This is a genomic window from Rhodococcus oxybenzonivorans, from assembly GCF_003130705.1.
Classification (GTDB): Bacteria; Actinomycetota; Actinomycetes; order Mycobacteriales; family Mycobacteriaceae; genus Rhodococcus_F; species Rhodococcus_F oxybenzonivorans.
Genome location: NZ_CP021355.1, coordinates 224,047 through 249,291, shown reverse-complemented (window position 1 = coordinate 249,291; position 25,245 = coordinate 224,047). Strand labels below are relative to the sequence as shown.

Annotated in this window: 17 protein-coding genes and 6 pseudogenes; 18 read left to right on the top strand and 5 right to left on the bottom strand. The window is 64.4% G+C overall.

Going from position 1 to position 25,245, the window contains the following annotated elements:
* The first annotated feature begins 12 nt into the window (after nt 1-12).
* The 4 genes from CBI38_RS32085 (at nt 13) to CBI38_RS32070 (ending at nt 3,203) form a co-directional block, all read left to right on the top strand.
* Complete coding sequence (locus CBI38_RS32085; protein WP_109335610.1) at nt 13-312, top strand: hypothetical protein; 300 nt, start codon at nt 13-15, stop codon at nt 310-312.
* 11 nt (nt 313-323) lie between these two features.
* Nucleotides 324-2,030 carry a hypothetical protein gene (locus CBI38_RS32080; protein WP_109335609.1) on the top strand — a complete coding sequence of 569 codons (1,707 nt, stop codon included), beginning with the start codon at nt 324-326 and terminating at the stop codon, nt 2,028-2,030.
* Between the two features lie 139 nt (nt 2,031-2,169).
* Entirely contained in the window at nt 2,170-2,367 is a 198-nt protein-coding gene (locus CBI38_RS32075) for a CbtB domain-containing protein (protein ID WP_109335608.1), read from the top strand.
* A complete protein-coding gene (locus tag CBI38_RS32070; RefSeq protein WP_109335607.1) occupies nt 2,358-3,203 on the top strand; it encodes a CbtA family protein in 846 nt (281 codons plus the stop codon). The genes CBI38_RS32075 and CBI38_RS32070 overlap by 10 nt, the downstream gene beginning before the upstream one ends.
* Before the next feature lie 448 nt (nt 3,204-3,651).
* Here the strand turns inward: CBI38_RS32070 and CBI38_RS32065 are convergent, their stop codons facing one another.
* Nucleotides 3,652-4,143 carry a hypothetical protein gene (locus CBI38_RS32065; RefSeq protein ID WP_162603340.1) on the bottom strand — a complete coding sequence of 164 codons (492 nt, stop codon included), beginning with the start codon at nt 4,141-4,143 and terminating at the stop codon, nt 3,652-3,654.
* On the opposite strand from CBI38_RS32065, the gene CBI38_RS40730 reads away from it, so the two are divergent.
* Entirely contained in the window at nt 4,108-4,524 is a 417-nt protein-coding gene (locus CBI38_RS40730; protein ID WP_418328365.1) for a helix-turn-helix transcriptional regulator, read from the top strand. The two genes, CBI38_RS32065 and CBI38_RS40730, sit on opposite strands and share 36 nt — an antisense overlap.
* An 813-nt stretch (nt 4,525-5,337) precedes the next feature.
* Here the strand turns inward: CBI38_RS40730 and CBI38_RS32050 are convergent.
* A pseudogene (locus tag CBI38_RS32050) lies at nt 5,338-5,727 on the bottom strand (transposase); the annotation flags it as partial.
* Nucleotides 5,728-6,585: 858 nt separating this feature from the next.
* A complete protein-coding gene (locus CBI38_RS32040; protein WP_109335602.1) occupies nt 6,586-7,344 on the bottom strand; it encodes an IS630 family transposase in 759 nt (252 codons plus the stop codon).
* A gap of 100 nt (nt 7,345-7,444) precedes the next feature.
* Here CBI38_RS32040 and CBI38_RS32035 point away from each other — a divergent pair, with 100 nt between their 5' ends.
* From CBI38_RS32035 to ltrA, 3 genes and pseudogenes are all read left to right on the top strand, one after another.
* Complete coding sequence (locus CBI38_RS32035) at nt 7,445-7,777, top strand: hypothetical protein (protein WP_109336084.1); 333 nt, start codon at nt 7,445-7,447, stop codon at nt 7,775-7,777.
* Nucleotides 7,778-7,934: 157 nt separating this feature from the next.
* On the top strand, nt 7,935-9,017 hold the full coding sequence (locus CBI38_RS32030; protein WP_109336083.1) for an IS110 family RNA-guided transposase: 1,083 nt from the start codon (nt 7,935-7,937) through the stop codon (nt 9,015-9,017).
* Between the two features lie 1,056 nt (nt 9,018-10,073).
* Nucleotides 10,074-11,335 (top strand): annotated as a pseudogene (gene ltrA, locus CBI38_RS32020) (group II intron reverse transcriptase/maturase).
* A 242-nt stretch (nt 11,336-11,577) separates the two neighbouring features.
* Here the strand turns inward: ltrA and CBI38_RS32015 are convergent.
* Nucleotides 11,578-12,972 carry an IS1380 family transposase gene (locus tag CBI38_RS32015; protein WP_109335601.1) on the bottom strand — a complete coding sequence of 465 codons (1,395 nt, stop codon included), beginning with the start codon at nt 12,970-12,972 and terminating at the stop codon, nt 11,578-11,580.
* A gap of 237 nt (nt 12,973-13,209) precedes the next feature.
* On the opposite strand from CBI38_RS32015, the gene CBI38_RS32010 reads away from it, so the two are divergent.
* The 6 genes from CBI38_RS32010 to CBI38_RS39580 all read left to right on the top strand — a co-directional run bounded on the left by CBI38_RS32010 (nt 13,210) and on the right by CBI38_RS39580 (nt 19,695).
* On the top strand, nt 13,210-13,572 hold the full coding sequence (locus tag CBI38_RS32010; protein WP_109335600.1) for a hypothetical protein: 363 nt from the start codon (nt 13,210-13,212) through the stop codon (nt 13,570-13,572).
* A 557-nt stretch (nt 13,573-14,129) separates the two neighbouring features.
* Complete coding sequence (locus CBI38_RS32005; protein WP_109335599.1) at nt 14,130-15,371, top strand: hypothetical protein; 1,242 nt, start codon at nt 14,130-14,132, stop codon at nt 15,369-15,371.
* A gap of 3 nt (nt 15,372-15,374) precedes the next feature.
* A complete protein-coding gene (locus CBI38_RS32000) occupies nt 15,375-17,015 on the top strand; it encodes an SNF2-related protein (RefSeq protein WP_109335598.1) in 1,641 nt (546 codons plus the stop codon).
* Complete coding sequence (locus CBI38_RS31995; RefSeq protein ID WP_109335597.1) at nt 17,005-17,649, top strand: dimerization/docking domain-containing protein; 645 nt, start codon at nt 17,005-17,007, stop codon at nt 17,647-17,649. Before CBI38_RS32000 ends, CBI38_RS31995 begins: the two co-directional genes overlap by 11 nt.
* Nucleotides 17,650-17,732: 83 nt before the next feature.
* Nucleotides 17,733-18,671, top strand: a complete 939-nt coding sequence (locus CBI38_RS31990; protein ID WP_109335596.1) for a helicase-related protein — start codon at nt 17,733-17,735, stop codon at nt 18,669-18,671.
* Nucleotides 18,672-19,101: 430 nt separating this feature from the next.
* A complete protein-coding gene (locus CBI38_RS39580; protein ID WP_230990397.1) occupies nt 19,102-19,695 on the top strand; it encodes a DUF6308 family protein in 594 nt (197 codons plus the stop codon).
* Between the two features lie 483 nt (nt 19,696-20,178).
* Here CBI38_RS39580 and CBI38_RS31980 read toward each other — a convergent pair whose 3' ends face one another.
* The gene (locus tag CBI38_RS31980; protein ID WP_109335595.1) at nt 20,179-21,372 is read right to left on the bottom strand and encodes an NAD(P)-dependent malic enzyme; all 1,194 of its coding nucleotides are present in this window, start codon (nt 21,370-21,372) and stop codon (nt 20,179-20,181) included.
* Nucleotides 21,373-22,204: 832 nt separating this feature from the next.
* Between CBI38_RS31980 and CBI38_RS40980 the strand changes: the two are divergent.
* The 4 pseudogenes from CBI38_RS40980 to CBI38_RS31960 all read left to right on the top strand — a co-directional run.
* A pseudogene (locus CBI38_RS40980) lies at nt 22,205-23,584 on the top strand (transposase); the annotation flags it as partial.
* 49 nt (nt 23,585-23,633) lie between these two features.
* Nucleotides 23,634-23,834, top strand: a pseudogene (locus tag CBI38_RS39575) (hypothetical protein); the annotation flags it as partial.
* Nucleotides 23,834-24,482: pseudogene (locus tag CBI38_RS40720) on the top strand (hypothetical protein). The pseudogenes CBI38_RS39575 and CBI38_RS40720, both read left to right, overlap by 1 nt.
* 55 nt (nt 24,483-24,537) lie before the next feature.
* A pseudogene (locus CBI38_RS31960) lies at nt 24,538-25,063 on the top strand (hypothetical protein).
* Nucleotides 25,064-25,245 lie beyond the last annotated feature (182 nt).

Sequence of the window (25,245 nt, the reverse complement as noted above, 5' to 3'; positions counted from 1 at the left end):
GGGAAGATCACCATGACACTCGATTGGGACAATGTGCTCGAAAAGTACCGGGACGGAGCCGAGATCGACTCCCTCCCCGGCGCTGCCACACTGTCGGTCAGCGGCGCTGACGAGGAGAAAATCTATGTCAAACACCGCCTGTGGAAGGACTCACTGAGCCGCACCAATCTCGAGCGTGCGATCGAGATGGTTTCCGCGGGAACGATGACCCGAATCGCGGCCGACTTCATCGATCAGTACCGGACCATCATCGCCGACGAGCGCCCCACCACCGCGGCCACAGTGCTCAAAGACCTCGGCTACCTGGACTAAAGGACGATAAAATGGCACAACTTTCGATGTACCACAGCGCCACCGGAAAGCAATCCCCGCACTGCATCCACATCGTCGGCCTCGGCAAAGCGGGTGCGCAACTTATCGACTCCTTCCTCCGGACCGGCGAAGTCGAGGACCTCCTGGCCGACCCGCGCGCCCGGTTCACCGCGCTGGCGGTCGACATCGGCGAAGCGGACATGCGGCAGCTGCGGCAGTACGCGGACTCGTTCTACGCGCGACTCGCCGAACGCGGAATCCCCGCCGACCGGGCCCAGATCAAGACGGTCGCCCTCACAGTGCCCACCCCGCAGGAGCTAGCGGACAGCCTGCAGCGTTTCCCCACCTTCCTCGACTCCGAATACCCCCGGTTCGGTGGGACACCCGAACACTTCGCGCCCTGGATCGAGACGGGAACGCCTTTCCCCACCGCCGGGAAGCGCTACGCCGCGCAGCTCGAGCAACCCGCTGAGAACGAGCACTTCCCGCGGGCTCTGGCCAAAGCGATCTACGGTCGCGCCTACTACGACGGGGACCGGGCCCTCTACCGTGAACTCGCGGAGTTCGCCAGGAGCATCGACGACACCAAGCTCCCCTCGATGGTGCTCATGGCCTTCGGCATCGGCGGCGGCACCGGCAGCGGCATGGTGGTCGACCTGGCACGACACCTGACCAACGGCCAGCTCGGCCGCCGGGTCCCGGTGATCGGTGTCGGTGTACTGCCCTGCACCGGCGATCCGGAGTACCAGCGGGGCGCGTCGGTGTACACGACGCTCAACGACATCGACTGCATGCTGGACGAGGCTAAGAACGAGCAGATCGTGTCCATCTGGGGAGACATGTACAAGAACCCCTTCACCGGTGGGTTTCTCGCCCTGCCTCAACAGCAATCGTGGGAACGCCTGCACCGCTACACCACCATCAAGCCAGGGGTGCGTCCCGAGGTTCGCCACCGGCAAGCCGTGCACGTCACCAACAAGTTCGTTGACGACTCGTTCGCCCGCTACGTCGTCCACGACTACGGCCGTGAACTCTTCCGGATCCTGCGGCCCGCCGGATTCACCGGCGCCCCACACGAGCGGATCAGCTACGGCGACCGGAACTGGACGATCTTCGACGTCGCGAAGCTGATGCACCCGGGAGTGCAAGTCCTGCCCGGCGAGCCGATCGGTAAGTGGCGCAACGCTATCAATGACTGGATTGGGTACATCCCGCAATGGTGCGGGTTGCGACCGGGATTCAAGACCGAGTACATCGAAGCCCACACCTTCGCCGCTCGCGCCAAATGGAATGCCACCCTGCAGAAAAAGCTCGAAGACACGCTCTCCGAGTTCCTCCTGCCCGGAGACAGCGGAACGCTCCGAACGACAGAGGGCGAGTTCTTCGACGAACTAACCCTCTACACGAACGTCATCATCACCGGGGCGGCCAAGGCCGATCTCACCGCCTTCACCGAAGCCCGTGACGCCTACGACGCGCTCTCCCCGAGTGAGCGTCTCAAAACCCACGCATGGCTGCTCGAGCTCGGCGTCATGCTATCCGAACCATCAGAACAGTTCGAAGGCCTGTGCGGCAAGCCCCTTGCCGGGGCCACCGGATGGAAACTGGACATTCCCTACGCCGCGCTGCGCGGCGATGTCACAAGGTTCCCCACTGCGGTGCAGCTCACCACCGCAGCCATGGAAGCACCGGTCCAAACGGTAGTCCCCACACCGTAAACAAAGCCTTCCCCCGCGCACCCGCGTGGTCAGCGCACCCGCCCGGCGCAGTGCGCTACGGCCCGCGGCAATGCCCCCGAAGTTCCCGACAAGTCCCGGATCCACATATCTACACGGCTATTGACTAGGAGAAAATGCCATGGCCACACTCTCGGCAGGACAAGCATCGGTCAAACTTGATGCGCTGGCCTCCATCCTGATGATCGTCACCGTGCTCGCGGCGATGCTGACGTTGTACTTGGTCGGGTTTGATCAAGGCGCGGTATCCCGGAGCGGAATGTACCTGCATGAGCTCATGCACGATGGCCGGCACCTGATGGGGGTGCCATGTCACTGACCGCGCAGCCACAGCAGCACATCGGAACGACGCGACTGCAAGGAACGTTCTACCAACTGCTGGCCAGGGGACTGGTCGCGGGGTTGCTCGCCGGGCTCCTGGCCGGGGCTGTCGCATTCCTGGCCGGGGAACAGCACATCGAGGCCGCCATCGCGATAGAACAGGCCGAACAGAGCAGTACTCGACACGACGCAGCCGTCGCCGCCGAAACCGAAGCCGACAATCCTCAGCATGAATCGGCACAACACTCCCATGAGGAGGGCGAGGCGTTGGTCAGCCGCGACGGCCAGCGGATCGGGCTGTTCTTGGCGACGGCTCTCGGCGGAGGCGCGTTGGGGGCGCTCTATGCCGCGTTCATCAGCGTTGCGCGCACCCGCAGCCAGTTATCCGGGGTCACATTGTCCCTGATCACCGCCGGATGCGGGTGGCTCGCGATCGAGGCTGTGCCCTTCCTCAAATATCCCGCGAATCCACCCGCAGTGGGTGATCCGGAAACGATTGATCAACGCACTCTTCTGTGGCTCGCCGCGGTGGTCGTAGGCTTCGCGGCAGTAGCCGCAGCGGCCGTCGCGTACCGGCGGCTTGGTAGCTCCGGCATGGACTCCGTTCGTGCTGCGGGTGCCGCAGCAGTCTTCGCGATCATCGTGGCCGCCGGATACCTGCTACTGCCCGCTGTCAACGAAGTCGGTTCCGACTTCCCCGCGAGCCTGCTGTGGGACTTTCGGATCTCATCCGCGCTGACACAGGCCACGCTCTGGCTGGCACTAGGGGTGATCTTCGCCGGCCTGAGCGAATACGCGACCCGGTCACCGGTGCAACGACTACGCCGAACGTAGGAGGAGCAGCACTCCGCTTTGACCTGGACGCCAACCGATTCCGCTCAGGTGCTGTGCAGAATGGCCCTGGTTCCACCATTGCATTTTCGGCTTGCGTATCAGGGCCCTGATCCCCAAGGATGACTACCGGTGAGGTCTGCGACCCGCGGTGAGATCACTCGCACCCTCCCCGTGTTTCGTTCCACGGTGAGCGGGATCGACCACGCATCCGTGCAGCGTGTGCTCACCCAATTGCGCACACGCTACACGGGCGATCTTGGATTCGCATTCCTCGACGGTGACGAGCCGACCATCCATGTTGAGCTCGACCGAGCATCCGGCGAAGGGATACGGGAAGTACAGCTCATTCCCGTTGCCGTTCCCAGAGACCGGTACTTCGACATCTGGGTCGGCGGAACGGTCGGGAACTGGCGGGAAACACGGTCTCCACAAACCCAGGCGCTGGCGATCACACTGGTGGATTGTCTGGGCCCTCGAAGACGCTGTGGCCCAGATAATCCACCACACGGAAGGACGGAGCCGGGAAAACACCGCCTGCCCAGCCGCATACCGCAGCCCCGCCCGGTCTTCTGACGACGAGTATGAACGACATGTACTGATATGCAAAGGACCTGAATTGCCCCCGGGTCTGTCGGAGGCTCTCGAACCTGTGAAGGATGGAGAGCATGGCCGCACTACGGAAGTACAGCGTTGAGCTGAAGGAACGAGCAACGAGGATGGCGGTCGAGGCCGCCAGGATCCGGCGACGCGGCCGGGAGCGCTCAAGCGGATCGCAGATCAGCTCGAAAGTTGCCGGCCAATCCGTCAACAGTTCCGCGAGGGTGCGGGTCGCGTCGGCGACCAGTTCGGCTGGGCGGATGATGAACGGCAACTGGGCGTCGTAGCGGCCCTCGTCGACGATGCTGTGATTTACGGCGCCACGGTGCTCACCGGCGGACATGCTGAGCGTCCGGACTCCACCCCATCACTGAACAATGCACAAGGCAAGTCGACCGAACGCCCGGCGTGCAGTAATCGAGCTGATTTCGAAGCGTCCACGCCGAGGACGGACCGGACTGGACCTCGCCGACCCGCTCCAGGCCATGCGGCCTGTGGGCGAGATCGCCGCCCGCAACGGGCATGCTCAACGCCCCCCCATTTCAGCCAGATCTTCCGCGCGGAGTACGGGATGACCCCCAGCGAATATCGCCAGCGCGCCCCTTCGCCTCTAGTGCGCCGTGCGGAAATTAACTTGACAGTTACCCCTGAACGGATGTCACTCCGCTTTCACGCCTTGCCGCGGCGAGGACGACCAAATTCCGAAGGCCACCACAGGCCCTGAGTAGATCGTTCAATCCGATGAATTCTCGCGAGTATCGCAGATGGTCCCAACGGCGACGCGCCGCATGGGCCGAGGTCAACCGCACGAGCAAGCATCGCGACACTGAGGCGGAGCGCCTCATCGAGTTCGCCAGTATGTGGGCACCATACGGCGGTCCGGACGAGGAAGAGATCCTCGTTCACTTCGGAATGTCGCGGCTCCGGTTCATCGAACGTTTGTGGCAGGTCATACCTGATTCCAACTGCGCTCAAGGGGAAATACGCAGTTTAGCGGGCACATACCCCGCACCCCCTGCGAACGGACGATCCTCGTCCCGTTCCGTGAGTCGCTCGGCGGGTCACGTGGACGGAACGGGCGGCTGGCGATCCGACAGATCCCCGGCAGTTACGCAAACTTGAGCACGCGCCTCACATAGGAACGAAATGTGGAACAGTCTTTGTGACAACGACATTCTGGACTTTGCGCTTCTTTGGGAGCCGCTTGGTGGGCCTGCTCCGAGGGATATCACCGCCGCATTCGCAATCGACATCACCGAGTACAAACGCCGACTAACAGCAGCTGTCGGGTTCCAAGTGTCCCAACTTCGGAAAGGTGGCACCTCCCGTAAGTTCGTCTACGGGCTGTCTGCGATATCGGCGCCTGATCGAAATCCACTGCGCGTGGGTGACATATGAGCAACAACATCGTCTAATCTTGATTTTTAACCTGGGCAGGCGGCCCCGACGGGTTTTCTAGCTTTGGTTTCGGGGCGTTTGCCCACGTGGTGATGCGGTGCGCGGTGGGTGTTTTTCGATCCGGGTGGGCGTCCAGGTTCCCGCGGCCGTAGACGTGGCAGAACCCGCGCTGCGGACTCGTCGGTGCATCCGGGCGCAACCAGGCACTGACATCGACGGCCAGAACGATCCGGCCGCCACGATCACACGGGATCGTCAGCCCGCCGAGGGCGCAGCGCAGCCGAGTGAAATCTACTCTGCCGCAGTTGATTGCGTCGTACAATGCGCCGTGACCGCGCCGATGCTCGGCGGCCAGTGACAACTCGACCACGGTGCGAACCGCGGTGCCGGAACACAGCAGCGCATCGGTCAACTCGAACAATGCATCACCTCGGGCCGGCAGACACCGGTAGAACTCTTCGCGGAACGACACCAGGTCGACACGCGGATCGGGGACCGATTCTTCCCCGACCGCCCACCGATCGGGCACACTGATACTCACGGCCACCGCCTGTTTTCGTCTCGAAAGTTCTGTGGAAGGAACCTCAAGATGATCAGGCGGTGGTCGCCTCATGCCGCGACGACACGCCGAACAACACCAGCACCAACTGCCCCGGCGATGGCCGAGGTTAAACGACAAGCTAATGGCTCGTATCCGAAGCCAAGTCCGTCAAGTTACTTATCCCACGACGCACAAGCTCCTGCTGCACCAATCGGTAGCTCGATTCCCCACAGATCTCACGCATTCGCACACGACAGGATCCCCGTGCCCACCTTGTTCCTCCATGCCCTCATCGCGATTTTCAGCCTCATCACAGGTCGGTCATGCATGTCGCCACGCGCGCTGATTCGACAGCTCGCGTACGCACGAGCAACCTCGTCGTGGTTGGCCGCGACGGCTTACCGAGACCCCTCACAAGACGAGTGGTCAGCGACAGTAGGATCATCACCGATGTAAGCGATGATCGGCCTGCCGCGTAAACCAGTTAGTGGAGCGCGGACCGCCAGATCGAGTCGGCGGGAGAAGATGGTCCAAGGTCATGCCCCCTCGTTGAGGAAGCGGTCCAGTCGATGACCAACCCGGACGGACCGCCACCTTCTCAGGGTGTGAGCCCACTGATGACCGCACCGCCAACTCCGCGATCCATCGCATCGTGCGCGTGCGGATGTCCGCCGGTGACCCCTTCCCTCGATCGGTGTGGACGCGCACCGACCGGGCGGGCAGACAGCACATAGACCGAACACTGGCCATCCCGATCACCACGGTGGCAACCGCACTCGCGGTTCCCTACCAGCGCATACGACGTCTGGAGGACGGGCAACGCCTCGACCCTGATCTCGCCGCCACCTACTCGCCCGTGGTGTCCTCGCAACGACCGAATACGTGCGCGCGGTGAACATCGTAGGCGGCCAGGTAGGCGACCGCGCCGCGCCGGTAGTAGGTGTGGTTGACCCGCACCGCGCGGGACTTGCCGGGCGGGAGTGTGGGGTGACACCGGCAGCGGGCCTGGATCGAGGTCTTCTCATCGGCGGAGATCACGTAGTCGTTGTTGCCCAAAGGTTTCCCGTCCCAAGTGCGGGCGTACAGGTCGAGCACCCGCGCGGCTTTGGCGGCGAAGCCGGGGTCGGTGATGAAGATCCACGGCCGAAACTGCCAGGGTTTGAGGGCGTCCTCCGACAGCCACCTGCGTATCGTGGCCGGCGAGATCGCCCCACAGATCCCGTCGGTGACGACGTGGCGGGCCAGTTCCGGGCACGACCATCGCGCCAGCGGCAGCCCGCACTCCGCCGGTGGCGTGCAGGCCACCGCCTTGACTCGGGCGACCTGCATCGGGGTGAACCGCGGCGGGCGGCCCGACCGTTTTGCGTCGCCCAGCGACGCCACACCCGGTGCGGCGAGCCAGCGGTGACGCCACTTGCGGACGGTGTCCACACCTATCCCCAGCGCTGCCGCGACCCGCGCGTTCGGCAGTCCCTCGGCAGCTGACAGGACGATCCTGGCCCGCTCGACAAGACGCCGCTCGGTGCGTCCCGCCCGGACCATCCGGACGAGTTCGCGGCGCTGCGAACCGGTCAACGTGATCCGCTCCGCACTGATCGACGACATTCATCCACTCCACACTGATGTTCCCAATAGTCACTTCAGTCTCGAGTGTCACCGGGTCAACACTGGCCAGCGACACACCCATCGGGCAGGATCACACACCATGGCCACACCGCCCACGTCCACGAAGACGTCGTTGCAGCAGCGGTTATCTCAACGTGCCCGCGAACGATGGCCGCAGTTGACTGGTGTCGACGTCCGGTTCCGCGGCCAATTCGCCTATGTCAGCGGAGTTCTCGCCGACGGCGAGCCCCTGTCGTTGATGCGGCTACGTTACGGCGGGTCCGCCGCCCGCTGGGGCTTCGCGATCTACCTGGCAAGCAAGGATGGCTACGAGGACTCGTTCCTGCCGACCGGCGACTCGGCCGGGGCACCCGAAGACGCCCTCGACACCGCCTGCGGCCTCTATCTGGGCGACCCAACAACCTGGACCTGACCCCCGACGAACTTACGAGCGTGACCACTTAGACCGTATGTAGTGACTACTCGCGGAGCGGAGTAGTTGCTGGCAGGGACCTCGCTCACGCAACCTCATGGGTTACCGAGCGATGTTTTCCGTGCTCGGCCTTTCCGACAGGTGTGAGGAGGCCCCGGTGTTTTGTGAACGTACGAGTGTTGGGTTGGATGTGCATGCCCGTTCGGTCGTCGCGGCGGCGATCGACGGACAGACGGGCGAGGTGTTCAGGACGCGGCTGACGCCCTCGCACACCGACGTGCTCGAGTGGGTCGGCAAACTTCCGGGCCCGTGCGCGGTGGTGTACGAGTCCGGACCGACCGGTTTCGGCTTGGCCCGCGCCCTGAGGTCGACGGGGTGGCGCTGCGAGGTGGCGGCGTCGTCGAAGCTGCACCGCCCGGCCGGCGATCGAATCAAGACCGACGCGCGAGATGCTCTGCACCTGGCTCGGTTGCTGCGGTTGGACGAGGTGGTGTCGGTCCGGGTCCCCAGCCAGGCCGAGGAATCCGCCCGCGATCTCGTCCGCGCCCGTGAGGCCGCGCGGCAGGATCTGATGCGGTCACGGCATCGGGTGTCGAAGTTGTTGCTGCGGAACGGGATCGTTTATTCCGGCGGCAAGGCGTGGACCGAGTTGCGCGATCGGTGGCTGCGGCAACAGAGGTTCGACCAGGCGTCGACGCAGGCGGCCTTCGACGACGCCTACGAGACGGTGGTGTTGGCCACCGCCCGCCGCGCCCGGTTGGACGAGAAGATCATCGCGCTGGCCGGGGACAGCGAATTCACCGCCTTGACGCGGCGGCTGGGGTGTCTGCGAGGCATCGCGACGTTGACCGGCTTCGCGCTCGCGGTCGAGATCGGTGACTGGCAGCGGTTCACCGGTGCCGGCATCGGCGCCTACCTCGGGTTGGTACCCAGCGAACACTCCTCCGGGCAGAGCCGCTCGCAAGGCGCGATCACCAAGACCGGCAACACGCACGTGCGGCGGGTGCTGGTCGAGGCGGCCTGGCACCATCGGACCACCTACCACCCGGGTGTGGTGTTGCGGCGCCGCTGGGACCAGGCCCCGGCCGCGGCACGAGCTCGCGGGCACGCCGGAAATCAGCGCCTGCACACCCGCTGGGTCAACCTGAACCTCCGCAGGAAACGGCCGGTGATCGCCAACGTCGCCGTTGCGCGGGAGCTCGCCGGCTGGTGCTGGTCGCTGGCGGTGATGCCCGACTGAACCGGCCACCCCGAACTGACCGTTGGTGGTCACGAGGCGAGGAACCGCAGCGCGAGGAGCAACGCGCCCTCAGGCTATTGAGCAACCGAAGCGCGCGAAGCGATTTCGGCCACGCTCGTCCTTAGATCAGCGCACTGCTCCAGCCGAACACATGGTCCTGCGGTAACCAACCCGCGCATATCAGCTTTGACCACGCGTCGTGCAACGACACGCTGACCTCGGACTCGCCCCACCAACGGTCTCCCCCTTCCCCCGACGCCGCCCCAAGCGTGACGCCGCTCCTCGCCGGGGTCAAGGCCGAGCGCTCCGCGTGGACCTCCGGCCCAGCCATGACCCCGACTGCGGGCGCCATCCCATCGGCAACTACCGGGGGACGGAATTTGCCCGTCCTGATGGATGTTTCAGGACCAGTTCGGCGTGCCCTACTTGACAAATCGCCCAACATATCAGCCTCAATCCGTGTGTGTCACGAACGTTGAAAGGAGCTTGATGTAGGAAGAGCTTCTTGAAGCGGTGCTGCGTAAGAGATGAGGGTGTATGGCCCCTCGAAGCCGTCCTGCGGGGGAGGGCTTCAAGCCGCCCACTGCTGCGTTGGCTGAAGACCGTCGTGGTGAGCGATGTGGGAAAAGGCGCACGTGATGCGTCAGGCAGGGATCGGGAAGACGAGCGTCACAGCCGTTGAAATGTCGTAACAGGTTCGGGTGACATCAAAACCGGGGTATACGGATAGCCCCGGGAGGAGTCTGGCGGGAGTCCCGCTTACTGGCCAGGCGGTGTCCGGCATACAGGCGACGTGAGCCCGATCTGCCGCTCTTACGTGGAACGTGAGAAGGCGCGGTCCGATACTGCCCATCCTGGGTTGATGAGGTGGGTGAGAGGGAGTGTCCCGAGCGGCTGAAACCGTGAGGGATCGAGTACCGATGCGGATTGCCGCGCCGGCGGACTGGCCCGTAGTAGCTGTGAAACTGCTGCTTGACGCGGTGGCGGTGGAGCCAAGGGGCCAGGTCATTCGTGGTTTGTTCACTCGATCAACCGGCATGTTCCGGGAGGAGTCGCATGGGCGAGCTGACATCGTCAGGCAAGTCGTTCGAGATTTCGAAGTGGGAAGTGCGCGAGGCGTGGGAGAAGGTGAGAGCGAACAAGGGGGCGCCGGGAGTGGACGGGTGCTCGATCGAGGAGTTCGAGAAGGACCTGAAGAACAATCTCTATCAGGTCTGGAATCGGATGTCCTCGGGGAGTTACTTTCCGCCTCCGGTGTTGGCGGTGGAGATACCGAAGCCGCACGACGCGGGAATCCGAATTCTAGGGGTGCCCACTGTGGCCGATCGCGTCGCTCAAACGGTGGTGGCCAGGCGGTTGGAGGCGAGGGTCGAACCGATCTTCCATCCCGACTCCTACGGCTACCGCCCGGGCCGGTCGGCGCTCGATGCGGTGGGAGCGTGCCGGAGACGGTGCTGGAAGAGCAACTGGGTCATCGACCTCGATATCGAGAAGTTCTTCGACACCGTGCCTTGGGAGTTCATCGTCAAAGCGGTGGAAGCGAACACCGACCAACCGTGGGTTCTGCTGTATGTGAAGCGGTGGCTCCAAGCGCCGCTGCAGCGGGCCGACGGGGTCTTGCAACAACGAGACCGGGGGACCCCGCAGGGTTCTGCGGTTTCGCCTGTACTGGCTAATCTGTTCCTGCACTATGCGTTCGAGCGTGGATGGCCCGGGAGTTCCCGGGTATCGCGTTCGAACGCTATGTCGACGATGCGGTGGTGCATTGCGCCAGCGAGCATCAAGCGAAGCGGGTGCTGGCCGCGATCGGCGACAGGATGGGACAGGTCGGGTTGCGTCTGCATCCCGACAAAACACGGATCGTCTACTGCCAGGACGGCACGCGGCGCGGCTCGTATGAGCACACGTCGTTCACGTTCCTGGGGTTCACGTTCCGCCAGCGCAGGGCGCGGAACAAGCACGGGCAGCACTTCAGCGCGTTCTTGCCCGCGATCAGCAAGGACGCTGTGAAGAAGATCGGTGCGGCGGTGCGGTCCTGGCGGCTGCACACCCGCACCGGTCACGCCTTCGCCGACCTCGCGCAACGCATCAATCCGATCGTGCGGGGATGGATGCAGTACTACGGGGCGTTTCACCGCTCTGCCCTGTATCAAGTCCTCTCACGCATCAACGCCTACTTGGTGCGGTGGATCCGCAAGAAATATCGTCGGCTGCGGGCTGAGAAGAAAGCCATCGAGTGCTGGCAGGGGATCACCGCACGGTATCCCCGCATGTTCGCGCACTGGAAATGGGTTCCATCCGTCTCGTCTGTCTGGTGACCAGGATGACAAGAGCCCGGTGACGGGAGACTGTCACGCCGGGATCTGTGGGAGCCCGGGGGTGCGATTCCCCCGGGCCACCCGACGGATCGGTGATCTCGGTGATTTTCGGGTCGATTCTGTGGTGATGCCGACGGGCGACGCCGTTGGTGGCGTGGTTGATCTGCTAACCGGTGGTCAGCTCGTCCACGTTGGGTGTTCCTGGGTCAGGGCCGGGGTGGCCGGGTTGCCGGGTTGCCGGGTCAGGCAGCTTGCGGCGGTTCGTAGTCGATGACGTTGTCCCAGAGGGTTGTCCAGTCCGCTTGTCGGGGCCAGTGCGCGGGTAGGTGGAGCACGGGTTTGCGCGCCGGCCGGGCGAATCGGGCAGGGACGTTGACCAAGTGCCGGCGCAGGGTGGCCCCGCGGGCGGCGGCGTGGCGGCCGCCGGCGAGGGTGCCGGCGGCGCGCAGCAGGTTGTAAGCGATCGCCGCGCAGAGCACCCAGGCGCTGTTCGCGCCGAAACGCCCCGACGGGATGTGAGCGAGTGGTCCGTCGATCAGGTCCGCGAACACCGTTTCCACGATCGCGTGTTTGCGGTGCGTGATGTCGGCGTCGACGGTCGGCAGGTCGCAATTGGTGAAGAACGGGTGATAGCGCCATATCGGGAACAACGCATCCGGGTGGTTCGCGTCCTTGACCCGGCGCACGACCAGGCGGGCGGTGACCTTGTGGCGTCCGGAGAACGCGGTGTATGAGGTTTCGGCGACCTCGGCGTCGGAGATCAGCTCCCCGGTGTCGGGGTCGGTGACCGCACCGGGGTAGTGCACCGGCGTCCACTCCTGCTCGTCGATGCTCTCCATGGCCCGGGTGATCCGCGGATTCCGGGTCATCACCACGGAGAACTCGATACCCGCGGCGACCGCGGCCCCGATGACGGCCTTGTTGCCGAACGCCGAATCACCGCGGACCATGATCTTGCCTGTCGCACCGCAGGCGCGGGCGGTGCTGATCGCCGAGCGCAGCTGGGAGGCGGCGCCGCGGCCGGATCCCGTCTTGCCGGCCCGCAGCCGCATCTCCGCGACCAGCGGGGCGCTGTTCGCGGTGGACAGGGTCGTGACCAGCGGCGACAGGCCCTTGCGGAGCAGGGCGCGGCCCGCGATTTTCGCGTGCCCGTAGGACGCTCCCTGTTTCTGGTGCCCGTACACCGGGCGCAGCAACGAGTCGATGTCGAGGAACGCCCGGTCCTCGATGCCGGGCAGCAGCGGGGTGCGGGCGGCGAGGCCGATCAGATGCCGACGCAACACCGCCCCGAGCTGCAGGCTGTGCCCGTAGGTGAACTCGCGCAGGAAGATCCCCAATGTCGATGGGGCATACACCTGGTCGAAGAGAATCGGGGTGCCGCCGGCGCGGATCGTGTCCACATCGTCGATGCTGTCGGCTCCGGTGAGCATCCCGCCGATGATCGAGGTCAGTTTCCCCACCGGGTTCGCCGCACCCGAGGCCACCCGCGTGGAGGCGAGGTCGACATGGGTGTCGATCAGGTCCGACAGGCCGGCCTGTTCGCCCAGTTCGAGGACCGGGACCAGCCCGGCCGCGGACACGAGATTGTATTCGTCGAACACCGCGGACCCAGTCGTGAACGTGTGCGATGATTGCACTGAAAGTGCCTTTCCGTATGTGGACGATCGTGATGTGAGAATCTTGATTGTCCCACTACGGGAGGCGCTTTCGTCATTCACACGCCGTTACGGCTGGCGCAGTCTCCACGGATCCAGGTTAAGCGCGTCGAAGAGCGATTAGTCGACTTTTTCCCCCATGGCAAAGGAGAAAAGGTCGCGACGTACCTGTTCGCGAACACTGTCGCGTGTCCCCGGACAGGTCGGACGGTGCCGTTGATGCCGGACATGTGGATTCGCAAGATTGAAGGAAAAGAAGTCGCAGTGCGGATGCGCACCGAGGCTGACGGTGTGGCTTTGGACGAGCCCCAGTTCGACGTCATATTCGGTCGGGACGTTGACGCTGCTGAAGCTAGCAGAGGTATCGCTGCCGGAGGCAGAGCGATCTCTCCTTATGACGACATGGTCATCGACGGTGACTACATCAAGGCCGAAGCGCAAGCCGGACGCATGTCAGAGATTCTGTATGCCGTTGCAATTCGCACTGCCTCCGGTGAACGCACCTTCCGCGCTCCGACCGAAGATGACCATGCCGCACTCCGATCCGCTGAAGCACGCTTCGCCGACGTCAAGGATGTATGACAGGCGCGCGGCATCCTTCCCTCGGAAGACATTCCCGACGAAGCGAACTACGACCGTGGTCATCGGCTGTACGGCCGGTACACCTGGCTCGACATGTTTACCCCGCGGCAGGCTCTGGTACATGGCACGTTCTCTGACGAGTTTGCGAAGCTCATCGTCGAAGTGGAGGAGGCAATGGGCGATCAAGCAGGAGACGTTCTGTTCGAGCTAGCACTTATGCAGGGAAAGGCCGTGAACTGGAACGCGCGCTCCTCGACTTGGAACATCGGTTCACAAGGTATGCGCAGTGTCTTCGACAAGCACAATTTCTCATTCAAATGGACGTTCGCCGAGTTCGAGGGCGCGAACGCGCTGTATTCGTGGTGCTTCGACCGGCTCAAGGCCAACTACGCGGAGATCGCACGACTGTTGGAAGACACCGGGGCATCCGGAATGGCCGGCGAAGCTCCCCTCGAACGTCGGGTGGCGGTCTCGCAGGGCAGCGCTGCAGATATGCCCTCTATTGAGGACTGCTCAGTGGCCCACATCTGCAGGATCCGCCCTACTACGACAACGTCATGTACGCCGAACTCGCCGGCTTCTTCTACGTGTGGGAGAAGCGAACACTCGGCCGCCTCGTCCCGGAATACTTTGTCGGCGACCAAACGGACAAGGAGAACGAGGCGGTCGCGAACCCCGCACGGTTCGCGGCAATGGGAAGACGTAAGAAGGAACTTGCCGACCTCGACTACGAAGCGAAGATGACGGCCATCTTCGCCGAGGCACGCAGGGTGCTACGGGACGATGACGTCCTCTCGGTAATGTTCACCCACAAACGCGCCGAGGCATGGGACACACTCGGCATGGGGCTCTTGCAGGCAGGATTTACCATTGAGACCTCCTGGCCGGTCAACACTGAGAAAGAACAGTCGCTGCACCAAGCGAACCTGAACTCGGCGGCATCCACAATCATGCTTGTATGCCGCAAGCGCGAGGCTACCAACGGCTCCGGACTTGTGTACCTCGACGACATCGAACAGGAAATCCGCAATGCAGCCCGCGCCGCTGCGCAGCGGTTCCAGCACGACGGCATCGACGGCGTGGACCTGCTCCTGTCCACCTACGGACCAACTCTGTCCGTGATATCGCAGAACTGGCCGGTGTACTCATCTGTCCCGGATCAAGATGGAAAAGACAAGCTCCTGCGCCCGGAGGACGCACTTGACCTTGCGCGAGAGGAGGTTGTGCAGCTGCGACGCTCCAGACTCGTCGGCAAGGCCGCTCACGTCGACGACATGACCGACTTCGTGCTCCTGTCGTGGGACATCTTCGGAGCCCGCGAGTTCCCCTACGACACCGCGCGGCTGCTGGCGCTCGCTGTTGGTGGCCTGGATGTAGACCAGCTCGAACGCGCAAAGATCGTGAAGAAGAAGACCGGTACTGTCTCTCTTCTAAAACCGTCCGAGCGGCTGCGGCGTGACGCGGACAGCGAGCTTCCCGGAGTCCGAACCGAAGCCGAAAAATTTGAGTACACGATCGACGCCGTCGACACAGCTCTCTACATCGCCGAAATAGACGGTATGCCCGCGGCCAAGCGCTTCCTCGACAAGCATGGGTTCACAGCCGAATCGGGCTTCATCTCAACCGTGCAGGGGCTCGTCAACGCGATCCCACGCACGAGGGCGAAGGGGGCGTGGATCATTCCAGAAGCCGGTCTGCTGGACACCCTGTGCACGCTGTACTTCCCGACTGTCACCGTGCCGGAGTCCGAGGACCTGGCCGCGCCGGCAGTGCAGGGATCGCTGTTCGGGGACGACTGACCGATGAAGCCGGATCCGCAAGAGTCACTGTTGATGGGCCTGCCCGTTGCTGGAAAGGCTCACCAGGGGGAGCTGATCGGTCTCCCCGATACCGACGACTCGTTCGTCGGAATCGGGGTGCAGGGCCGCTACAGCCCGAACGACCACCCGCTGAGCACGTTTTACATCCCGATGCTCTCGCGCGCGATCGCCTACGATCGCGCGGTCGGGTACTGGTCAGCGGCTGAGCTCGCCTTCGCGGCACAGGGGACCGCCCAGTTTCTGGCCAACGGTGGCCGAATGCGCCTCATCGTGGGCGCTCAGCTGAACGGAACCGATGTCCAGGCAGTGCTGTCCGGGCAGCCGTTGAGCGAGGTCGTAGCCGCGCGACTATTGGCGGACCCCGCCCTCGAAGGAACGAAAATCGTCGCGAACGAGCACCTGAGCGTACTCGCCTGGATGGTCGCCCACGACCGGCTCGAGATACGGGTCGGGGTTCCGCGCCTCGGTGGGAAGCTACTGTCCTACCAGGAGTCGGGCCGGTATTTCCACACCAAATACGGTGTGTTCACGGACCGATACGGCAATCGGGTCGCCTTCAACGGATCGAACAATGCCTCTGTGCGGGCGTGGGCCGTGAACCACGAAACCTTCGACGTGTACCCCTCGTGGATGCCAGCCGTGTGGGAGTGGAACGGTCAGGAAGCAGTCCGGGATTTCGAGCGACACTGGCATGACCAGCCGGACGAGGGCTGGGCGATCGTGCCGCTGCCCCAGGCGGTGCGCGAGCACCTCATCGAGCATGCACCGGCTGCGCCTCCGCTGCCGAAGGCGACACCGGATTCGGAATCTGAGGAAGATGGCGAACCAGACGGGCAAGATGCACAACCGGTGGATGCGCAGGAGGCATGGACCCAGCTCGTCGACCTCGCCGGCCGACCGAAGGCGTCGCCGTACACAGCGGTCGGCACCGCACAGGTCGAGCCGCTGCCACACCAAGCGCGCCTGATCGACCGGGTCGTAGCCACCTACCCGCGCGGCTACTTGTTCGCCGACGAGGTGGGGCTGGGCAAGACCGTCGAAGCAGGTCTCGTGCTGCGTGAACTGTTCCTGTCCGGCAAGGCGAGCAAAGCACTTTTGCTGGTGCCGGCATCGGTGATGCGACAGTGGCAGGAAGAACTTCACGAGAAGATGAACCTCGACGTGCCACGGCTCGAGAAGGGCGAATTCCTCGACCCGAACGACGAACCGGTCCCTGTACCGGCCGGGACAAACCCCTGGTCGGCATTCCCGATCGTGCTCGCCTCGAGCCACCTTGCACGCCGCAAAGACCGTCGGAAAGACATCCTGGCGGCGGGACCATGGGACGTCGTCCTTGTTGATGAGGCGCACCACTCACGGCGGCGGGGATCGAAACCGAGCGACACGCCGAACTCGCTGCTCGGCTTGCTGCTAGAGATGCGCGACAACGAGATGTGGCAGGCGCTCTACCTTGCGTCGGCTACCCCGATGCAGATGAACCCACATGAAGCGTGGGATCTGATCTCTGCTCGGGTTGAACGGGAGGTGGGCGTTATCCGCATCCAACTTCCTCGAGTATTTCGAGCGGTTCCGTCACGATCCCCGATCCCGCGCGTGGAAGCTCCAGTGCGAGATGCTGGCTGACTACTTCGCAGACCCGAACGCGGAGCGAGACCAGCACCTCGAAGATCAGGTCAATGCGGCACTGGGGCTCGTCAGCGCATGGGCGGTAACCGAGCTGCACGCGAATCCACCGTCCGCCGAAGCGCGTTCGCAGATGCCAAACGAAGCCTCCGAATGGATGGAAAAATGGCTACGCCGCCACAACCCGATGCGGGACCGGGTGTTCAGAAACACCCGAACCACCCTGCGGGAATACCAGGCCGCGGGGATCATAGGCGACGACGTCGTCATCCCGACCCGGCACGTCAACGACGCCTTCATCCAGCTCGCACCAGGTGAGCGAAAGCTATACGACCGAATCGAGGAATACATCCGGCGCCACTACAACTCGTACAAGAAGGACCAGTCCAGTCAGGCGCTCGGATTCATCATGACCATCTACCGTCGTCGCCTCACCTCGTCGTTCGAGGCGATCAAAAAGTCCCTCACACGCCGTCTGGACGTCCTCGAACAAGGCAAAAGTTTGGTCGACCTCCTCTCGGACGACGACAATATCGATGTCGAAGACTCCTCTTCGAACCGGAAACTCTCGAAGGGTCCGCCACCCGCCTCCAGGGCGAGATCCACGAACTGCGGCTGTTCCTCAACGACCTGAACAAGATCACTGGCGAGGACACCAAAGCGACACGCCTGGTCACCGACGTCAACCAAGCACTCCTGACCTACGACAGCCTGGTCGTGTTCACCCAGTACACCGACACGATGGACTACGTCCGCGAACGGCTGATCATGGCCGGGATTACCAAGATCGGCTGCTACTCCGGCCGCGGTGGACAGATCTACAACGACACCAACAAGACCTGGTCCGAAGTCAGCAAGGCCGTGATCAAGGACCAGTTCCGCGGTGGTGAGTTGACCGTGCTTATCGGCACCGACTCCATGAGCGAGGGCCTCAATCTGCAAACCTCCGGCCGGCTCATCAACTACGACATGCCCTGGAACCTCATGCGGGTCGAGCAGCGCATCGGCCGCGTCGACCGTATTGGTGCGTCTTACAAGGACATCACCGTCACGAACTACTTCTACGCCGACACCGTCGAGCAGCGCGTCTACGAGGGAATCGCCGAGGACTACGGGGACTTCACCGACATCGTGGGCGACGCAGCCCCCGTGCTCGCCAACATCGAGAAGGCGATCGAGCAACTCGCACTCGGAGATGCTACCGGGGCTGCGCCCCAGCCCGACAAGGCATGCCGTGGTCGACTCTGGTTTCGGCGCAGGCTTACGCAGGGACTCGCGGTCAGAATGGCCGATCGCCACCACCCGCTACGCCTATGTATGTTGACCATGGCGCGAAATGAGTTTCGGCAGGTCAGGTGCGCTGTCTTTGCGCTGTGGAGCGAGCACGTTCCACGCTACGCGTTCGAAGCCGACCCGAGAACAACGAACTTGACTCAAAATACCGGCTCTGCCGGTCCTAGACATCTAGCGACGAGGCGATCGAGCAGCAGGTCGACGCGCTCAAGGAGGAGGTTGAGAGCCTCAACAACAACATCGTCAAGTCCGCCGACCTCGGCGACTCGCCAGAAATCATCGGGCACATCGAACAGCCGCCCGAGCTGTGCGGCGAGACCGATCTCGACGATTTGGAGAGGGTGCTCACCACCAACCCGCTGACCAGGCCCCACCTGAGTCTTGTCGATGGTACGGATGGGGTGTACCGAGTTACGCCACCGGTGCCGGTGGCGTCGATTTCGTTCGGCACAAGCTCGGGAACGACCGCGGCGGCCGACTACTTACGAGTCAGGCAAGAGAACGCCGAGTTCCTAGTCACTTTCGACCGAGACGTCAGCGAACATAGCAGTGAGGGTGTCACGCTGCTCACCTACGGAACCCCTGAGCTTGAGGCGCTTCTGCCTGCCAGTTGCGGAGTAAGTGAACCAGATGATCGCTCACGATGAAATCCTCTGTCGCGCTAGTGGATGAGGAACTCGCCTTGGCCGCGCCGCGGCCGACACCGACACTGGTTTCCGGGCTCGGCGCGTAGCGACGCCCTCGGTTCCCGGTTCCCGGTCGCCGGCGCCTGAGGGGTGAGAGGGTGCGGGGTATGACATTGCGGTTGCCGACCACCCTCGCGACGGACTCGGACGCTGTGGCGGTCGAGGCGCTGACGAAGTATTACGGCCGCCCGTACTTGGGCGACGACGCCTATGTCGGGGCGTACTTCGACTCCTGGTTCAGCACCAAGGACCGGGCGGGGGAGGCGGACCGGTTCACCGCGGATGACCTGGTTGCGGCGGGCGTTCCTGTCGGTGCAGGTCCCCGCGCCGATGCGCTGAGACCACCGGCGGGGACGGGGAGAGGTTGGCGGATTTCGCTGGGGGTGTGCGCGGGCCTGCTGCTGGGGTTCTTCTGCTATCTGCCGACGGTGATGCTGTGGCAGCACTACGGCAATGTCCTGCAGCCGCGGGTGTATCCGCACGGCTCGTTCAGCTCGTTCGGGCCTGATCCACCGCCGGTCGAGTATTGGGTGAGCTGGGCGGGACCAGCCGTTGTGGTGGTGGCGTGCGGGCTGATGACGGTTCCATGGCGGCCCGCACGCCAGTTCGCTCTACCCTTTGGTGGGCCCGCTCCTGCCGATGGCTGCAATGGTCGCGTGGTTCATGATCGGAATGGAACTGTGTTCTTCACCCCCGACTGAACCGCCGGCGAAGCTCTGAATCTGCTTGGTCTGACGGCGGCCCGCACCCTACTTCCGGGGTGCGGGCCGTGTGCTGCGTGAGGGGTGTAATGGTGTTGTGACCTGGTGTGATGACATGTCCCCGGGTTTGTGATGTCAGGGTACCGGCGACGTGTCGGGGAGTGCCAGCGCCGGTGTGTACCCCGGATGAGTCGCTCTGGTGCAATTGCACCGCAACACTATTCAGTACCGCGTCCACCCGGATTTGGACGGCCACGACTTCGCTCATGACCGCCTATTACCCGTACATCGCGTTGCAGGCGGCCCGCTGGCCGGGCTCGGCGGCATCCTCGACGCCGACGACCTGCAATATCCCTGGCCCCCGCTGTCCTGCGCACCCTGCCTCTGCAGATCGGTTTCGCGACAGCGGTCGACGCAGGGGGCGTCGACAAGATCGCCGAGAACCTCGCGGCGGTGTACGCCCCTCTCCTGACATCTGTTTCGCTAGTCGGTGACGCCTTCTGCGCGGGCAGCGGCGGCGACTGCCTCCGCGACAGCGGGAGCGACGCGAGGATCGAGCGGGCTGGGAACGATCTTGTCCACAGCCAACTCGTCACCGACGACCGAGAGGATTGCCTCGGCGGCGGCAAGCTTCATACCTTCGGTGATCCGGCGGGCACCGGCATCCAGGGCACCACGGAACACCCCGGGGAAGGCAAGCACATTGTTGATCTGGTTCGGGAAATCCGAGCGTCCGGTGGCCACGATCGCCGCATGCTTACGGGCGATGTCCGGGTGGATCTCCGGGTCCGGGTTCGACAACGCGAACACGATCGAATCCTTGGCCATCGTCGCGATCAGCTCCTCCGGCACGGTGCCCGCGGACACCCCGAGGAACACATCCGCCCCGTCGAGGGCTTCGACGATGCCGCCGCGGCGGCCGGCCGGGTTGGTGCGCGCGGCCAGGTCGACCTTGACCGCGTTCAGGTCCTGGCGGTCGGCGGAGACGATGCCCTTGGAGTCGAGGACCGTCACGTCGGCGATCCCCGCGGCGAGCAGGATGTTCGCGCAGGCCACACCGGCGGCGCCGGCACCGGAGATGACCACCCGCAGCTGGTGGAGGTCGCGGTCCTGGACCGTGACCGCACCCTTGAGGGCGGCGAGCACGACGATGGCGGTGCCGTGCTGGTCGTCGTGCATGACCGGGCAGTCCAGGGCCTCGATGACGCGCTGTTCGATCTCGAAGCAGCGCGGTGCGGAGATGTCCTCCAAGTTGACCGCACCGAAGCTCGGGCGCAGCCGGATCAGGGTCTCGACGATCTCGTCGGGGTCCTTCGTGTCGAGGACCAGCGGGATCGAGTTCAGGCCCGCGAAGTTCTTGAACAGGGCGGACTTGCCCTCCATCACGGGCAGGGAGGCCCGCGGGCCGATGTCCCCGAGACCGAGTACCGCGGAGCCGTCGGAGACGACGACCACCAGGCGGCTGGTCCAGGTGTACCGGTCGGCGAGGGTCTCGTCGGCGGCGATGGCGCGGGAGACCTGCGCGACGCCGGGCGTGTAGGCAATGGACAGGGCGCGCTGCGTATCGAGGGCGGTCGTGGTCTCAACCGAGAGCTTCCCCCCGATGTGGCCGGCGAAGATCTCCTCGTCGGTCAGCTCGACCTTCTGCGGTGCGGTCATTTCCGAAACGATAGACATGTCTCTCCTGTGGTATGGGATTCGGCGTGGATCTGGACCGAGCGATGATCGATGCCTGTGGATGAGGTTCTGGGAGCACGCACCGTCCCGGAGGTGATCATTCGGGAATCGATATTGATCAATACCAGCCCGCCAACACACTGGTTGGGAAGGTACACCGGTGCTCACGGTAGTGCACGACCAGTCCAAACGATGAGCTGCTGTGCCCCCGGACGTTGCTCGACAAGATTGTCCCGCGACAGCGCGCGCGGAAGACACTCGATACCGCATGGTGCGCGAAGGTTGCCGTCCATATGTCGACGTCCGTTGAACACGCCGACCCTGAATGTGCGACGTCTGTTGATGTGCAACGCCTTTGGAGTCGACCCGGAACTGCTGACCGCAGTGGGGGCGACAGATGTGAAGGTCTCCGCGTATGAGCGGCAAGCGGATATATGCCGACGCGTAGGCACGGCAATGGTTTCCTCGTTGCCCTGCCTGCTTGGGCGCGCTCCGAACGTGAGAACTACCTCGGGGCGGCCAGTTTGCGTTCCTCATCCCGTCGCCAGTGCTCGTTGTTCGGAAAGGGCAGCCCTGTCGGCTTCCATCGGTGGACTTCTCCCACTTCCGGATCCACCGTGTTCTCGTGGATTACACACGAGATAACGCGACGCAGATAGGTGCGATGGTGATTCTGTGCGGGAATGTGCAATGAGTCAGCAGGATCCTTCTACTCTCGTGACCCTGTTGCCTAATTTTCGTTGACACGCCGACGGTGGTGCCGTGACTGTTGATCTTCCTGTCGGATGATCGTGCAGCGGTCGTCTTTCGCTGGTCCCGACCCGGCCGCAAGATGGGGTGTGTGGTGTCGATGCGGCCGCGGCGGCCCGTGGGTGTGCCGGTGTTGACGGCGAGGATGGCCCGGGCGGCGTTCCCGAGGGGGGCGCTGGCGATCCGAATCCGCGACGAGCTGGGCGAGCTGTTCGCCGACGAGCGGTTCGCGGCGGCGTTCGGGGTGCGCGGCAAGCCTGGCATCTCGCCGGCGCAGCTGGCGATGGTGACGGTGTTGCAGTTCGCCGAGAACCTCACCGACCGGCAGGCCGCCGAGGCGGTGCGCGCCCGCATCGACTGGAAGTACTGTCTCGCGCTGGAGTTGGACGATCCGGGGTTCGACTTCACCGTGCTCTCCCAGTTCCGTACCCGTCTTCTCGACCACGGGCTGGAGGAGTTGGCACTGGACCTGCTGCTGGCGGCGCTGCAGGACAAGGGGCTGGTGGCCGCGGGTGGCAAGCAGCGCACCGACTCCACCCACGTGATCTCCGCGGTGCGGGACCTGAACCGGACCGAGCTGGCCGGGGAGACGGTGCGGGCCGCCCTGGAGGCGCTCGCGGTGGCCGCGCCGGGCTGGCTGGCCACCGCCCCCGACGTCAGCGACTGGAACACCCGCTACGGGCGCCGCGTCGATTCCTGGCGGATGCCGTCCTCCAAGACCAAGCGGGAGGAACTGGCCGGCGCCTATGGTACCGACGGGTACGCGCTGCTGCGCGCGGTCTACGCACCCGACGCACCGGGCTGGCTGGCCGAGCTGCCCGCGGTGGAGGTGTTGCGGGTGGTGTTGCTGCAGAACTACACCCGCACCCTCACCAGCAACGGGCGGGAGGTGATCACGCGGCGGGAGGCGGAGCAGGACGGTCTCCCGCCGGGCAGACTGCGGGTGGCCTCCCCCTATGACCTCGACGCCCGCTGGGCCGCCAAGGGCGAGGACCTGTTCTGGTGTGGCTACAAGGTGCACTACTCCGAGACCTGCGGCACACCGCCCGAGCTTTGCGCACCCGGTGGCGAGGACCCCGGTGGCGAGGACGGCGAGGTGCCCAACATCATCACGAACGTGGCGGTCACCCACGCCGCCGTGCCGGACGTGGCGATGACCGCACCGATCCACCAGGCGCTCGAGGCCCGCGATCTGCTGCCCGGCGAGCACTACGTGGATTCGGGTTACCCGTCGATGCCGCTGGTGGCCGCATCCCGCCGCGACTACGGGGTCACGCTTATCAGCCCGCTGCTGGCCGATGTCTCCGCCCAGGCCCGGGCCGGCACCGGGTTCGACCGGGCCGCCTTCTGCATCGACTTCGACACCCGCACCGCCCGCTGCCCGCAGGGCCACACCAGCTCCTCGTGGAGCCCGTGTCGACAGCGCGGCACCGAGGCGATCGTGATCAAGTTCGACACCACGACCTGCGCGCCCTGCCCGGTGCGCGCCCAGTGCACCACCGCCCGCCGCGGCGCCCACGTTGCAGGGTTCGGCGGCGTCGCTGCATCAAATTTCGGCGGACGCGAACACCACCGTCACCGGCGTGAACAACGAGCTCACCACGGCGATCGATCTGGTGAACGCGCTCAACGCGGAGCTGACGCGGACGACGAACAAACTCGCGCTGATTCCCGAACAGGGAGCTTTCATTCCGGCACCGGGAGGGAACTGATGATCACCAAGAAGGCATGGCTCGGGGTCGTGCTCGGGCTGGGGCTCGCGCCCGCGGTGCTACTCTGCGCCGTCAACGGGTTTCTTCCCGGACTCGACGACGTCGTCGACCCGCTGGGACGACCGTCGCAGCTGAGTCTCGAGGTCATCGATTCCGCCGGCCAGTTCGACACCCTCACCGGGATCCTCGTCCCCAAACACGCCCAGCTCGCCGGAGACATCCAGGCGCTGGACCCGCTGGCCAACGACCTGGAAGGCCTGACCACCAAGGCCGGAGAGTTGACGGGACAAGCCAAGACACTCAATGCCTCCACCGGCGACGTCAGCACGATCGCGGGGCCCCTGCCGGGCCTGGTCGCGAACGTGACCGACCGCGCCAACCAAGCGAGCCCGACGGTGGCGGGACTGTCGACCGCGGTCGGCTCGGTCACCACGCAACTCGAGGCCATCAACCAGGGACTGACCACGATCGAAGGCACCCTGGGAACGCTCGGCCCCAAGGCCACCACCATCGCCACGACCCTGGCAAACATCGAGGAAGAAGCCCGGCACATCCAGGAACTCGGGCCACTGCTCGCGGTGGTCGGTCCCCCGGTCAACTCCCTGAACCTCCCCCCCTCTCGGCGTCGCGACCACCCCCAACCCATAACACTCGGACGGGTCGGGCACTGACCACGGAACGAGTGAAAGGCAGAACACACACCATGTTTCGGCTCTCCTGGGCGATTTCCCTGGCATTCACCATCGCACTCTTATGCGGCATCCTGATCGTCACACGAGACTTGAGCATCACCAACGACATCTTCAAAGACGGTGTCAATCAGGCGAAAACCGTGGACAAGACCACCAACGACGCACTGTCCGGGGCGAAGGAATCGGCCCCCCGCCAACGCCGCAATCAACCAGGGCCTCCCGGAAGTCATCGGAGTGCTCGACTCCCTCACCCGCGCGGACCACACCCTCGGGGATCTCGGCATCCAACTCCAGGCTCTCGGTGACGCCCTGAAGTCCGCGGACGCCCCACTCGGCGGCATCATCGACGCCGGTGCGTCTGCAACCGATCGGGCCAACGCCGCCGCCGTTCCAGCGGAGCAGATCGTGCACACCCTCGCGGACGCGGACGCGAAAGTCCAAGCACTGGCCCCCTTACTGGACCAATCACTCGCCGTCGGACAGACGACCGACCAGAAGCTGCGGATCGCGCTGATCCTGCCGGTCATCGGCAACTGACACGACACCAAGACGAGGTGACCCGCGTCAGAAGGTTCGGCGGCCGGATGGTGCTTCTTGGGAAACGGCGGATGATGCTGTCGTCACCTCCTCAGTCCTCAAGAGGGTTTTGTGGCCACACCACGCGGAACAGGTCGCCGTGGATCGGGGCGCCGGGGGTCATCGCCGCCAAGGAACGCGTC